At 32.3% G+C, this 13,714-nt stretch carries 12 protein-coding genes; 9 read left to right on the top strand and 3 right to left on the bottom strand.

All coding sequences use genetic code 11. The annotated features are described in order from the left end of the window. The first annotated feature begins 69 nt into the window (after positions 1 to 69). The 8 genes from Ollyesu_RS04570 to Ollyesu_RS04535 all read left to right on the top strand — a co-directional run bounded on the left by Ollyesu_RS04570 (position 70) and on the right by Ollyesu_RS04535 (position 10,664). Positions 70 to 3,159 carry a glycosyl hydrolase gene (locus Ollyesu_RS04570; protein ID WP_279302619.1) on the top strand — a complete coding sequence of 1,030 codons (3,090 nt, stop codon included), beginning with the start codon at positions 70 to 72 and terminating at the stop codon, positions 3,157 to 3,159. Next, on the top strand, positions 3,159 to 3,707 hold the full coding sequence (locus tag Ollyesu_RS04565; protein WP_279302618.1) for a CopD family protein: 549 nt from the start codon (positions 3,159 to 3,161) through the stop codon (positions 3,705 to 3,707). The genes Ollyesu_RS04570 and Ollyesu_RS04565 overlap by 1 nt, the downstream gene beginning before the upstream one ends. 48 nt (positions 3,708 to 3,755) lie before the next feature. Beyond that, the gene (locus tag Ollyesu_RS04560) at positions 3,756 to 5,207 is read left to right on the top strand and encodes a HAMP domain-containing sensor histidine kinase (protein ID WP_279302617.1); all 1,452 of its coding nucleotides are present in this window, start codon (positions 3,756 to 3,758) and stop codon (positions 5,205 to 5,207) included. A gap of 51 nt (positions 5,208 to 5,258) precedes the next feature. Further along, positions 5,259 to 6,041, top strand: coding sequence for an enoyl-CoA hydratase-related protein (locus Ollyesu_RS04555; RefSeq protein WP_279302616.1), 783 nt, complete (start codon positions 5,259 to 5,261; stop codon positions 6,039 to 6,041). A 37-nt stretch (positions 6,042 to 6,078) separates the two neighbouring features. Next, positions 6,079 to 7,788: an AraC family transcriptional regulator gene (locus Ollyesu_RS04550; RefSeq protein WP_279302615.1), complete on the top strand. Its 1,710-nt coding sequence runs from the start codon at positions 6,079 to 6,081 to the stop codon at positions 7,786 to 7,788. Between the two features lie 216 nt (positions 7,789 to 8,004). Continuing rightward, entirely contained in the window at positions 8,005 to 8,418 is a 414-nt protein-coding gene (locus Ollyesu_RS04545) for a hypothetical protein (RefSeq protein WP_279302614.1), read from the top strand. 178 nt (positions 8,419 to 8,596) lie between these two features. Continuing rightward, positions 8,597 to 9,466, top strand: coding sequence for a TraB/GumN family protein (locus Ollyesu_RS04540; protein WP_279302613.1), 870 nt, complete (start codon positions 8,597 to 8,599; stop codon positions 9,464 to 9,466). 124 nt (positions 9,467 to 9,590) lie between these two features. Further along, on the top strand, positions 9,591 to 10,664 hold the full coding sequence (locus Ollyesu_RS04535) for a PA0069 family radical SAM protein (RefSeq protein WP_279302612.1): 1,074 nt from the start codon (positions 9,591 to 9,593) through the stop codon (positions 10,662 to 10,664). A gap of 1 nt (position 10,665) precedes the next feature. Here Ollyesu_RS04535 and Ollyesu_RS04530 read toward each other — a convergent pair whose 3' ends face one another. The 3 genes from Ollyesu_RS04530 to Ollyesu_RS04520 all read right to left on the bottom strand — a co-directional run bounded on the left by Ollyesu_RS04530 (position 10,666) and on the right by Ollyesu_RS04520 (position 12,541). After that, entirely contained in the window at positions 10,666 to 11,334 is a 669-nt protein-coding gene (locus Ollyesu_RS04530) for an HD domain-containing protein (RefSeq protein ID WP_279302611.1), read from the bottom strand. Continuing rightward, positions 11,315 to 12,052, bottom strand: a complete 738-nt coding sequence (locus Ollyesu_RS04525) for a lysophospholipid acyltransferase family protein (protein ID WP_279302610.1) — start codon at positions 12,050 to 12,052, stop codon at positions 11,315 to 11,317. The genes Ollyesu_RS04530 and Ollyesu_RS04525 overlap by 20 nt, the downstream gene beginning before the upstream one ends. A 78-nt stretch (positions 12,053 to 12,130) precedes the next feature. Then, complete coding sequence (locus Ollyesu_RS04520; protein ID WP_279302609.1) at positions 12,131 to 12,541, bottom strand: BrxA/BrxB family bacilliredoxin; 411 nt, start codon at positions 12,539 to 12,541, stop codon at positions 12,131 to 12,133. 304 nt (positions 12,542 to 12,845) lie between these two features. Between Ollyesu_RS04520 and Ollyesu_RS04515 the strand changes: the two genes are divergently transcribed. Further along, positions 12,846 to 13,652, top strand: a complete 807-nt coding sequence (locus tag Ollyesu_RS04515; protein WP_279302608.1) for a molecular chaperone DjiA — start codon at positions 12,846 to 12,848, stop codon at positions 13,650 to 13,652. The last annotated feature ends 62 nt before the right edge of the window (positions 13,653 to 13,714 follow it).

Here is a 13,714-nt window from a genome sequence, read left to right as displayed (position 1 = left end):
ATACATTAGGTTTTTAAGCATAAGGTTTAATCCGTATTTTTACTTTTTGCAATCTAATTCAAGCTTATAATGAAAACTTTCCAATCGCTATTTTTTCTTTTTTTAATAGGAATTTCATCAGTATCCATTGCACAAACCGTTACAGAATCTGATTATTCTGGTTTAGAATACAGATTACTTGGTCCATTTCGAGGAGGAAGAAGTGCAGCAGTAACTGGTGTACCCAATCAACCAAACCTATATTATTTTGGATCTACAGGTGGAGGCATCTGGAAAACCTTAGATGGTGGACGCAGTTGGGACAATATCTCTGACGGGTTTTTTGGAGGAAGCATTGGTGCAATAGCAGTAGCAAAAAGCGATCCAAATGTCATGTATGTTGGAGGAGGAGAAAAAACAGTTCGTGGTAATGTATCCTCTGGATATGGTGTTTTTAAAAGTGTAGATGCTGGACAATCTTGGGAATCTGTTGGATTAAAAAACTCAAGACATATTCCAAGAATTGCTATTGACCCAACTGATTTTAATACCGTTTATGCAGGTGTTTTAGGTAATATTTACAAACCAACTCAAGAACGAGGTATTTATAAAAGTACTGATGGAGGAAAAACTTGGAAACAAACACTATTTGTAAATAATCAAGCAGGTGTTGTAGATTTAATAATAGACCCAACAAATCCTAGAATTTTATACGCATCAACTTGGCGTGTGCAACGTACACCATACAGTTTAAGTTCAGGAGGAGAAGGTTCTGCGTTGTGGAAAAGTACTGATAAAGGTGAAACTTGGACTGAAATTTCTAATAATGAAGGATTTCCTGAAGGTACTTTGGGTATTATTGGTGTAACAGTTTCGCCATTAAACAATCAACGTGTTTGGGCCATTATTGAAAACAAAGACAAAGGTGGTTTGTACAGAAGTGATGATGGAGGAACAACTTGGAAGCAAGTTAATAGCGAGCGCAAATTACGTCAGCGTGCATGGTATTATACTCGTGTATATGCAGATACAAAAGATGTCGATGTGGTTTATGTTTTAAATGTGCGCTATCATAAAAGTACAGATGGTGGAAAATCTTTTGAAACCTACAATGCACCTCACGGAGATCATCATGATTTATGGATTGCACCAGAAGACCCAAATAGAATGATTATTGGAGATGATGGTGGTGCACAAGTCACCTATGATGGAGGAGACACTTGGAGCACATATCATAACCAGCCAACGTCTCAGTTTTATAGAGTAACTACAGACAATCACTTTCCATATCGTATTTATGCAGCGCAACAGGATAATTCTACAATCAGAATTCCGCATCGTACAGAAGGCTGGTCAATTTCTGAAGACGATTGGGAACCTACAGCTGGAGGAGAATCTGCTCACATCGCGATAGACCCAGAAGATAATGACATTGTGTATGGAGGAAGTTATGATGGATTTTTAACTAGAAAAAATCACAGAACAGGAACCGTTAGAGCCATTAATGTTTGGCCAGATAACCCAATGGGTCATGGTGCAGAAGGGATGAAATATCGTTTTCAATGGAATTTTCCTATTATATTTTCTAAGCATAATCCAAATCGATTATACACCTTTTCTCAGCATGTTCATGTTACTGAAAATGAAGGACAATCTTGGAATATTATTAGTCCAGATTTAACAAGAAACGATCCAGAAAAATTAAAATCTTCTGGTGGTCCAATTACTCAAGATAATACGTCTGTAGAGTATTATTGTACCATTTTTGCAGCGCAAGAATCACCAATAACCGAAGGTTTACTTTGGGTAGGAAGTGATGATGGACTAATCCATGTTACTAAAGATGGAGGAAACAACTGGGAGAACGTCACACCAAGAGGAATGCCAGATTGGATGATGATTAACAGTATTGAGCCTAGTGCTTTTGATGCTGGAACCTGCTATGTTGCAGGAACAAAATATAAAACTGGCGATTTCACACCTTATTTATATAAGACAACAGACTATGGTAAAAGCTGGAAAAAGATAACTAATGGTATTCAAAATGAACATTTTACACGAGTGCTTCGTGAAGACCCAAAACAGAAAGGGTTATTATATGCAGGAACAGAAACAGGTATGTATGTGTCTTTTAATGATGGTAAAAACTGGCAATCACTTCAGCTAAATTTACCAATTGTTCCAATAACCGATTTAACTATAAAGGATAATAATTTAATAGTTGCTACTCAAGGTCGTAGCTTGTGGATATTAGATGATTTATCAGTGATTCATCAGCTATCAAAATCTAATTCTTCTGATGTTAAATTGTTTCAACCAAAACCAACGTACAGGATGCGAGGCGGTTTTTCTAAAAACAGTAATACTAAAGGAACTAACCATCCAAATGGTGTGATAACCTATTTCAATTTAAAAAATTACAAACCAGAAGATGAAGTATCTCTAACTTATTTTGATTCTAAGGGAGACACCATAAAAACCGTTTCGACTACAAACAAAAAGAAAGATAAATTAGAAGTAAAAAAAGGACTTAACCAATTTATTTGGGATATGACGTATGAAGGAGCAGAAAAATTAGATGGAATGATATTGTGGTGGGCAAGTTTAGATGGTCCAAGAGCAATTCCTGGGACTTATAAAGTCGCTTTAAATATTAATGGAACTAGTACTGCACAACCTTTTACAATTGTTGCTAACCCTAATGCAGAGAGTACGCAAAGCGATATGGAGCAACAGTTTATGTTTATTAAAGATATAAACCAAACTATTGATAATGCACATAAAGCCATTAAAAAAATGAGGCGTGTAAGCGAGCAATTATCTGCTTTTGAAGCCCAATACAAAGACGACGATAATTTGAAAGACTTAGTAGACAAAGCGAAAAGTTTGAAAGAGCAATTCACCAAAATAGAAGAAGCCTTATACCAAACTAAAAACAGAAGTGGTCAGGATCCTTTAAATTTTCCGATTAGGTTAACTAATAAATTAGGACATTTAAACTCATTAGTAAGAATGGGTGATTTTGCACCAACAGAGCAAGATATAGCTGTTAAAAACGAATTGACTTTAAAAATCAACGAGCAATTAGAGGTGTTCAATAAAATTATTAGTGATGAAATTAGTGCTTTTAACTCAGCATTTAACGCTAAGCAATTAAACTACTTATTTATAGAAGACTAATGGAATATTACAATTACATAAAAGCGTTACACCTAATATTTGTAGTCACTTGGTTTGCAGGTTTGTTCTATATTCCTAGGCTATTTGTATATCAAATAGAAGCGTTTCATAAACCCTTACCAGATAAAGACATTCTAGGACATCAACTTAAACTTATGACCAAACGCTTGTGGTATATTATTACTTGGCCAAGTGCCATTTTAGCAACTATCTTCGCGGTTTGGTTATTAATTTTACAACCCTTTTGGTTACAACAACCTTGGATGCATGTAAAATTAGGATTTGTGTTGTTGCTCTTTATTTATCAGTATCAAACTCATATATTTTTTAAACAATTACAAAACGATGTAGTTAAGAAAACCTCTAATTTTATGCGTTTATATAACGAAGGTGCTACATTTATACTGTTTGCAGTTGTTTTTTTAGTCATACTTAAAAGTGCTATCAATTGGGTGTTTGGTGTAGTGGGTATTTTAGTTTTAGGATTGCTTTTAATGTTAGGGTTTAAATTATATAAACGCATTCGCGATAAAAACCCAAATGCTTAAAACCCTATTTGCTTTATATTTTGGTTTGATTATTGCTATATTTAAGCAATGAAAATAACAAAACTCTCTTTACGACTTCGCATCTTTTTTGCTATGATTTTTTTGGTGCTGTTAGCCTCCATTTTAATTGCTTTAGTGGCAGCTTATCAATACAGTGAAGAAACCCAAGACTACCATCAACAGCGATTAGAGCGTAAAGAAAAAAACATCAAACGTCACCTAGATTTTGTTATTAGAGAGACAACGTTTGAAGTGATTCCTGAAAAATTACCATTAATTTTTAAAGACGAAATTTATAAAATAGCAGATATCCATGGTCTTAAAGTTAACCTATACGATTTAGAAGGAACACTATTAATCTCCTCTAAAGCAAGTTTGCCACAAGACACTGTTGAAACTTGTATTAAAGCTGAAATATTAAATAAGTTATCTAATACATCTGGGCATAAATTTGTTGAATTACGTGAAGAAAAAGGTGAAAACTTTAGATCATCTTATACATACATAACAGACCCTAAGTTTAAACCTCTGGCTATTTTAAATTTACCTTATTTAGAAAATGACGATTTCCTGTCTAGAGAGCTTAACGAGTTTTTTGAACGTTTAGGCTATACTTATATTTTAATGCTTGTAACAGCAATTGCATTAGCCTATTTTTTATCAAAATATATCACTCGAACTCTAAAAACAATTAGTGATAAAATGAATCAAACGCGTTTAGAAAAACGCAATCAAAAAATTGAAATAGAAAGTACTACTGAAGAAATTTCTACATTAGTAAAATCGTACAACAGTATGATTGACCAATTAGAAGAAAGTGCTGTAAAATTAGCCAAAAGCGAGCGTGAACAAGCATGGAGAGAAATGGCAAAACAAGTGGCACACGAGATTAAAAATCCATTAACACCAATGCGATTAACTGTGCAGAGTTTTCAGCGTAAGTTTGATCCACAAGACCCAAATATTGTTCAGAAGTTAGATGAATACAGTAAAACGTTAATACAGCAAATAGATACCATGAGCTCTATAGCAAGTGCGTTTTCCAACTTTGCTAAAATGCCAGCACAACAAAACGAAACCCTTAATGTGGTTAAAATTATAGATTTAGCGCTAGATATTTTTAATGAAGATTATATCATATTTCAGCCAGAAAAAGAAGAGATTATTGCCAAGTTTGATAGAACACAATTAATTAGAGTGGTAACTAATTTGGTTAAAAACGGGATTCAAGCCATACCTGAAGATAAAACGCCTAATTTAGTCGTGACCGTTTCAGAAAAAGATAATGATGTAATTATAACTATTTCAGATAATGGAAAAGGGATTACTGACGAAAATAAACCCAAAGTCTTTGAACCTAAATTTACAACTAAATCAAGCGGAATGGGTCTTGGGTTAGCAATGGTTAAAAATATTGTGGAAACTTACCAAGGAACAATTACCTTTGTGTCTGAAGAAGGACAAGGCACAACGTTTACAGTTACTTTTCCTAAGCAATAATGTCTTGCGTAGGCAAGAATAAATGATACGTTTTTATAAAATACAAACTCAATGAATTACGAAAACATACTTACAGCATCCCAAAATGGAATAACAACCATTACTATTAATAGACCTTCAAAATTAAATGCTTTAAATAAAGCTACTATTGAAGAATTACACAGCGCATTTGATACTGCTAATAAAGATAAAAACACCAAAGTAATAATCGTAACTGGTAGTGGCGAAAAAGCATTTGTAGCAGGAGCAGATATAAGCGAGTTTGCTAATTTTAGTGTGGAAAATGGCGGAAAACTAGCAGCAAAAGGTCAAGAACTATTGTTTGATTTTGTCGAAAATTTAAGCACTCCAGTTATTGCAGCAGTTAATGGTTTTGCACTTGGTGGTGGATTAGAATTGGCTATGGCTTGTCATTTTAGAGTGGCAAGTGACAACGCAAAAATGGGTTTACCAGAAGTTAGTTTAGGAGTCATACCTGGATATGGAGGTACACAACGTCTACCACAATTAGTAGGTAAAGGTCGTGCTATGGAACTAGTAATGACAGCAGGTATGATAGATGCACAAACAGCTTTAAACTATGGTTTAGTTAATCATGTTGTAGCACAAGACGAATTATTACCATTAGCAGAAAAAATAGCTGGTAAAATTATGCGTAATTCTTCAGTAGCCATTAGCAAAGCAATAAAAGCTATAAATGCTAATTATAAAGATGGAGTGGATGGCTTTAAAGTAGAAATCGATCAATTTGGAGACTGCTTTGGAACCGAAGATTTTAAAGAAGGGACTACTGCATTTTTAGAAAAACGAAAGGCGGATTTTCCTGGAAAATAATTTCAATGTTATATAATTATTGACAATCCTTTAATTAATGAGGTTTACCTTTTTATTTCTTTTTTTTATTACTACGCTTTCTGCTCAAGAGACAGATTCTCTTTCATTAAAGAGTTATGAAGAGCTATCAGACTTAATAAATAAAACTTTTCAAACTGATGCTGATTTAGCAAAAGAAGTTACGCTTTACTATATAAGCAAAGCAAAAAAAGAAGCTAATCCAAAAGAAGAAATATCTGGTTTAGCTAAATATATTCATGCTAATATTTTAGATAGAAATTTTGGAGATTTTAAAACAGAAGAGGAAAGGATACTTGAGCTTGCTGCAAAATATGATTTACAAGACCATGTATTACAAAACTTTTATGTGTTAGCTAACACATATTTTTTTCAGGGTATTTGGGGTAAATCTATAGAGAAGTATACTAAAGCTTTAAATATTGCAAAATCAATTAATAACTATAAGTTTCAAAGCATAATTTTAACGCAGTTAGGATATGTAAAGTCTGTAATTGGCGATCATGAAAAAGCATTATCATATCAAAAGGAAGCTTTAAAATTAAATAGAGGACAAACACAAATAGGAGACTCAAATAATGAAGATAGAAGATTAAGCGCAGAGATTTCATCTTTATATTTTATTAGTCGTTCTTACATTAACTCTAAACAAAAGGATTCTGCCAAAGCCTATATTGATGAAGCAATAAATATTAATGAATTAGTAAAAGACAGTTGTTTGTCTAAAGCATTTTATAGAACAAAAGGAGAAGTTGATTTGTTGTATAATAATTTTAAACAAGCAATATCAAATTTCGAAATTTCAAAAACCTATTGTTTACCACTTAGTAAAGGCGATAGTTTGTTGTATTCTGGATGTTATGGACGTGCTTACATGGGTCTTAAGCAGTATGATAAAGCAATTTCTGTTTTAGAAAAAGGAGCGCATGATTATGGCGTAAGACAGGAGGAAGAAGGATTTATGGATGATCATTACAAACTGTTAGCTAAAGCATATAAGCATACTGGTAATATTGAAAAATCAAACTTCTATTTTGAAAAATACATCCATACAACTGAAGAGTTTAGTAAAATTCAAGACACAGTAATTTCTTCTTTTAAAAATGAAGAATTAAAATCATTTAAAGCAGAATTAGATGCTATTAAATCTGAAAGCAATAAAAAAGGAAACTATCTAAAATACTTGGCTTTAGTGGCATCAATAGTCATCTTAGCGTTATTGTTTTTTCTTTTAAAATTCTACAGAAATAAAAAGCAAAACGAAATTAAATTTCAGGAATTACTAAGTAAATTCAATACTTCAGATAGCAATACTAAAATAGTCGATACTAAAGATGAGGTTTTAGACGAAAGTACTTCTACAGAAGTAAATGAAGAAGTAAAACAGCAAATTTTAGAAGGTTTACTAAAACTTGAAGAGCAAGAATACTTTTTAAAAAAAGAGTGCAACTCTTATAATGTGGCTAAAAAAATTAAGACAAACACCTCGTATTTATCTAAAGTTATAAATGCGCATTACCAGAAAAATTTTAATACTTACATAAACGATCTGCGTATTAATTATGCAATAATTAGGTTAAAAGAAGATAGTAGATTTCGTTCTTTTTCTATTCAATCTATAGCAGAAGAATTAGGTTATAAAAGTGCAGATTCGTTTACAAAATACTTTAAGCAGCATACCGATTTAAACCCTTCTTTTTATATCAAACAGCTTAAAGCTTTAGCTTAAATCACTCTGATTTTACCCTAAATTTATAAATTTAGGGCTTGCTATTCTTTGTAGTAAGTAATTTTTGAGAATTCATTTTAAACAACTGTTTATCAATTAGTTATAATTATTTTTTACAACCCTATTTTTCTAAAACTAGGGAAGCTTCTCTTGTTTTATGGTTTTTTTTGAAGGTACTTTGACTTCAGAAATAACAACCAATTAACACACAAAATTATGGAAGCATTAAAACACAAGAAAACATTTTTTATATCAATTTTCATTTCAATACTAACAGTATCAATCATAAAAGGATTTTACGATAACCAAAAAAAGGGAAGTAAAGTAGCAGAAGACATTTTAACCGTATTAAATGAAAATTGTGATTGTAAAGAAGTAACACAATCATTATACAGTTTAGGATTACAATATAGTTGGAATGATGGATTTTCTACTGAAAAAGCAGAATACCAATTAACAGACTGCACTTATCTTGATTTTAACAATGAAGTAAAACGTATTGACAAACTTTTGCAAAGCAAAGTCAAAGGAATAAAAGATTTTAACCTGATAACTTTAGACTTTATTGACAAAGGTCAACGCAAGTCAGTATCTATAAATAACACTAATAATAGTAAAAATGAAAATTAAAAACTCAAATCGAATTCAGATAATTAAATTCTGTATAGGCTTAGTAGCTGGAATTGCAATATATCTAATACAAGAAATATATTTCTAAATCTAAAATAATGATAACAATAACAAAATTACTAGTAGAATTTGTAACAAACATTTTAATATAAACACTAATACTTTAAACCATATAATTATGAAAAATTTAAAACAATTAATAGTAACATTATTTTTAGCTGTTGTAGCTATATTTAATTTAAATGCACAGGACAATCCAAATACTAATCTTTGGAAGATAGAAGGAGATAGTATTAAAACCTCATATCTTTTTGGGACTATTCATTTATTACCAAAAAAGGACTTTAAAATTTCAAATAAAGTAAAGAATGCTTTTGATAAATGTGATAAAGTAGCTTTAGAGATTGATATGGCAGATCCAAGTTTTAGTGCAGATGTCATGAAAAATGCCTTTTTAAAAGAAGGTGAAGAGCTAAAGTCATATTTGGATGATGACGAGTATGTTATTCTAGACAACTATCTAAAAGAAAAAACAGGAGTTGGTATGGCTAATTATAATAAGTTTAAACCTTTTATGTTAATGTCTGTAATAATGACTGCATCTATAGAAGAAGAAGTAGCTAGCTACGAAATGACATTTATAGAAATGACAAAGCAAGCTGAAAAAGATATGGAAGGATTAGAAACATTTGCAGATCAAGTCAATATTTTTGAAGCTGAGCCATACGATGAGCAACTAGATAAATTTATTGAAATGATTGAAGATCCAGAGAAAAATGCAGATACTTACCAAAAGTTATTGGACTTATATTTAGCAGAAGATGTTGATGGTATGTATGATTATATGGATGATTATATGGATGGAGATATTGAAGCAATGAAATTATTTTTAGATGACAGAAACAATAACTGGATACCTAAATTTGCAGAATATTCAAAAGAAGACGCTGTTTTTTATGCAGTAGGAGCAGGACATTTAGGAGGAGAACAAGGCGTTATTAATCTACTAAAAAAAGCTGGTTATACAGTAACTCCTGTGTTAGAGTAGTAAAAATTATACCAACCAATTATAAAAGCTTCAATTATACATTGAAGCTTTTTTTGTTAATAACACAAAATTATAATTTAATTTTTGATAAGTATTATTTGTAATTTTACAAAAATTCACAAATATGTTAAATAATTCAAAGATAAAAGGAAGAGGTGCGCAGCTTAATACGCATAATCGTTTTTTTGAATTGACTCACGAACAGCGTGATGATTTTTTAGAATACTGCGAAAAAGAAGGTGAGCAAGCAGATAAAAATAAGACTCAATATCTAGAAGTCTTTCCAAAAACAATTGTCAATAAAGTGACCAGTCCAGATGTTGGTATGGCGTATTGCATGAATATGTATCAAGGATGCGAGCATGGTTGCATCTATTGTTACGCAAGGAATAGTCACGAGTTTTGGGGTTATAGTGCAGGATTAGATTTTGAACGACGTATTTTAGTAAAAAAGAAAGCACCAGAATTATTAGAGCAATTTTTAAAAAAGAAAAGTTGGAAAGCACAACCCATTGTCATGTCAGGCAATACCGATTGTTATCAACCAGCAGAACAACACTTTAAAATTACTAGACAATGTTTAAAAGTGTTTTTGAAGTATAAACATCCAGTTGCTATCATCACTAAAAATAGTTTAATTCTTAGGGATTTAGACCTTTTAAAAGCTTTGGCAAAAGACCATTTAATTAGTGTCAATATCTCTATCACGTCATTGTCAGAAACCACAAGACGTATTTTAGAACCTAGAACAGCAACCATAAAAAAACGGTTAGAAACTGTAAAAGTGTTAAGCGATAATAACATTCCAGTAAACGTAATGTTGGCACCTTTAATACCAGCCATTAATAGTCATGAGGTATTACCATTGGCAAAAGCAGTTAGTGAAGCAGGTGCATTGAGTATTGCACATACTATCGTAAGATTAAATGGCGCAATAGGCGAGATTTTTACAGATTGGATTAAAAAAACATTACCTGATCGTGCAGACAAAGTATTACATCAAATAGAAAATTGTCATGGAGGACACCTAAACGATTCTCGTTATGGAACACGTATGCGTGGCGAAGGTCAAATAGCAAAACAGATTAATGATTTAGTCAAATTGGCAAGACATAAATACTTTAAAGATAAAGCCATGCCAAAATTAAATACATCTTTACATGAAGTCTATAAAGACAATCAATTAAAGCTATTTTAAACTATTTTTCACCGTCCCACTCAGAAAAAAATTGCTTTAAAAACGCAACCATATAATCATGACGTTTTTCCGCAATTTTTTTACCCGTTTTGGTATTCATTGTATCTTTTAAAAGCAGTAGTTTTTCGTAAAAATGATTAATGGTTGGCGCAGTCGACCCTTTATATTCAGCCTGACTCATTTTTAAGTTGGGTTTAATCTCTGGATTATAAAGTGCTCTGTTTTTAAATCCACCATAGTTAAAGGTACGTGCAATTCCAATAGCACCCAAAGCATCTAATCGGTCAGCATCTTGAACCACATCAAGTTCTTTAGATTTAAAAGCTTGAGCATTTCCAATATTAGAACTATATGAGATGTTTTCAATAATCTTAATCACATGGTTTATGGTTGCTGAGTCCACATTTTGTTTCAACAAAAATTCGCCAGCTAATTTAGGGCCAATAGTATTATCTCCATCATGGAATTTGCTATCTGCAATATCATGCAATAAAGCGCCAAGTTTAACCACTAATAGATCAACATCCTCATACTTAGAGATAAGTAAGCTATTGTTAAACACTCTTAGGGTGTGAAACCAATCGTGTCCACCTTCAGCATCCTTTAAAGTGTCTTTTACAAATTGCTTTGTATGCTCTATAAGTATATTGTTATCCAACGATGATGTCATTTTTTATAGTAGTTTCAACCAATTCTATCAAGGGTTTAGTTTCAAAATCACTCACTTTTAAGGGTTGGTGAACTTTAAATTTTAGATGCGCTCCAATTCCCATTGGGAATTTTCCGTACATCAACGTTTTCCAAGAATTATTAATCGTTAATGGGATGATGTAAGCATTTGGAGCAGCTTCAATTAAAGTTGCTAAACCACGTGTTTGAAAAGGCTTTGGATGACCATCACGACTACGTGTACCTTCTGGGAAAATAACAACACCTCTATTATGGGTTTCAATATAATAAGCCATCTCTTTTATTTTCTCAACAGCTTGTTTAGGATTTTTTCTATCTATTAAAACAGAGCCACCATGACGTAAATTATAAGACACGCTTGGTATACCTTTACCTAATTCTTTTTTACTTACAAATTTTACATGAAAACGACGCATAAACCAAATTATTGGTGGTATGTCGTTCATACTTTGATGATTTGCAACTAAGATAATAGGAACATTTTTAGGCAAGTCTTTTGGGACTTTAAAGCTAAATCTAATCCCTAAAATATGCAAACAACGTGTCAAACAAAAGTTTAAATAATCCACACTTTTTTTATGAGCTTGGTAACCAAATACGTTAAAACAAATCCATTGTATGGGATGAAATACAAGCAAGCTTAACCCAAAAAAAAGGTAATATATACAAGTTAAAGGATAAGCTAAAAGCTTTCTCATGGTTAAGATTAATAGTATTCAAAAATAAAAAAACCACGATAAAAATCGTGGTTTAAATTAAATACTTTTTAGTGTCTTCTAGCAATGCTCGTTGTAAGCATCAATTAGATTTTCAGCAATTAGTTCTGCTGGACGACCTTCAATATGATGACGCTCTAACATGTGTACTAATTCTCCGTTTTTAAATAAAGCCATACTTGGTGAGCTTGGAGGAAATGGTACCATGTGTGCTCTAGCTTGGTCTGTTGCTTCTTTATCTACACCTGCAAAAACCGTCACAATATTTGATGGTTTTTTGTCATTTTGCAAACTCATTCTAGCTCCTGGTCTTGCATTAGCTGCTGCACAACCACAAACCGAGTTTACAACCACTAATGTCGTGCCTTCTTTTGCTATTGCTTCGTTTACTGCTTCTGCTGTATGTAATTCTTCAAAACCTACGTTAGTTAAGTCTTCACGCATTGGTTTTACTAATTCTGCTGGATACATATATTGTAATTTTATGTTTATAAATCTATCTCGTGCAAAGATAATCAAAAACCATGCAATTTATATTTTAACATTACCTTATGTCACTATGGTGCCATAAGGTCAGACTATTCACTATATCTTTTTTGCGTATAAGCGCGCACAAAAAAGGATGTCGTTACAATTGCGCAGCACTTACTATTTCTTTCAAAATAACATGTATGAGTAATCCTTAACGCACTAATCCACCAACAGTAGTAACAAAACCCATTTAAAGTGTACTAACAAAGTAGTATATTTACTTTTTAAAATAAGATTAAAATTTATGAGCGGATTAAAATGGATTGGTGCCACTTTAGGTTGGTCTTTAGGTGGACCAATAGGTGCAATTATTGGATTAGCAATAGGTAGCTTAGGTGATGCCATGTCAAGTAAAGGCGGTTTTTTGTTAGGTGATGGAAACCCTAAAAACCAGCAAAGACAACAACGTAGACAACCTAATTATAGAACCAGACCAAACTACAGAACCCAACAACAACGTCGTGCTCAAACCACTTCTGGAGACTTTGAAGTTAGTTTATTAATCTTAGCATCTGTAGTTATAAAAGCAGACGGAAGTCAAGACCAACGCGAGCTGGATTTTGTTCGTAATAAGTTTGTAGAATTATATGGTAAAGACAGAGCCAACAAAGCGTTTAAACTCTTTAAAAGTGTTAGTAAACAAACTATATCTACTAGAGATGTTTGTAGACAAATCCAACAAATGATGGATCATGCAGCGCGTTTACAATTACTTCACTTTTTATTTGGTATTGCAAAAGCAGACCAAATGGTGACAGACGATGAAGAAGCAGAGATTAACCGTATTTCTAATTATTTAGGCATTAGTAGTCGTGATTATACTAGTATTAAAGCTATGTTTTATAACAGTAGTGACAATGCGTATAAGATTTTAGAAATTAATAAAACTGCAACTGTAGATCAAATAAAAAAGGCTTACCGAACTATGGCTAAAAAATACCATCCAGATCGTGTAGAGCATTTAGGAGACGAGCATAAAAAAGGTGCAGAAGATAAATTTAAGCAAGTCCAAAAAGCATACGAGTATTTGCAAAAGGAGAGAGGGTTTTAAATTAGTAATACTAAGTAATCAGCACTTAATCGAATGCGTTTAATACGTTTGTCATTCCTGCG

Origin of the sequence: Olleya sp. YS (assembly GCF_029760915.1) — a bacterium.
Taxonomy (GTDB): domain Bacteria; phylum Bacteroidota; class Bacteroidia; order Flavobacteriales; family Flavobacteriaceae; genus Olleya.
The sequence above is the reverse complement of the archived record's forward strand: the minus strand, read 5'-3'. Positions and strand labels throughout refer to the sequence as shown.

What these genes read in the sequence shown, in the direction of transcription:
- Ollyesu_RS04570 (WP_279302619.1), top strand. Translation starts at nt 70, where the DNA reads ATGAAAACTTTCCAATCGCTATTTTTTCTTTTTTTAATAGGAATTTCA.
- Ollyesu_RS04565 (WP_279302618.1), top strand. Translation starts at nt 3,159, where the DNA reads ATGGAATATTACAATTACATAAAAGCGTTACACCTAATATTTGTAGTC.
- Ollyesu_RS04560 (WP_279302617.1), top strand. Translation starts at nt 3,756, where the DNA reads ATGAAAATAACAAAACTCTCTTTACGACTTCGCATCTTTTTTGCTATG.
- Ollyesu_RS04555 (WP_279302616.1), top strand. Translation starts at nt 5,259, where the DNA reads ATGAATTACGAAAACATACTTACAGCATCCCAAAATGGAATAACAACC.
- Ollyesu_RS04550 (WP_279302615.1), top strand. Translation starts at nt 6,079, where the DNA reads ATGAGGTTTACCTTTTTATTTCTTTTTTTTATTACTACGCTTTCTGCT.
- Ollyesu_RS04545 (WP_279302614.1), top strand. Translation starts at nt 8,005, where the DNA reads ATGGAAGCATTAAAACACAAGAAAACATTTTTTATATCAATTTTCATT.
- Ollyesu_RS04540 (WP_279302613.1), top strand. Translation starts at nt 8,597, where the DNA reads ATGAAAAATTTAAAACAATTAATAGTAACATTATTTTTAGCTGTTGTA.
- Ollyesu_RS04535 (WP_279302612.1), top strand. Translation starts at nt 9,591, where the DNA reads ATGTTAAATAATTCAAAGATAAAAGGAAGAGGTGCGCAGCTTAATACG.
- Ollyesu_RS04530 (WP_279302611.1), bottom strand. Translation starts at nt 11,334, where the DNA reads ATGACATCATCGTTGGATAACAATATACTTATAGAGCATACAAAGCAA.
- Ollyesu_RS04525 (WP_279302610.1), bottom strand. Translation starts at nt 12,052, where the DNA reads ATGAGAAAGCTTTTAGCTTATCCTTTAACTTGTATATATTACCTTTTT.
- Ollyesu_RS04520 (WP_279302609.1), bottom strand. Translation starts at nt 12,541, where the DNA reads ATGTATCCAGCAGAATTAGTAAAACCAATGCGTGAAGACTTAACTAAC.
- Ollyesu_RS04515 (WP_279302608.1), top strand. Translation starts at nt 12,846, where the DNA reads ATGAGCGGATTAAAATGGATTGGTGCCACTTTAGGTTGGTCTTTAGGT.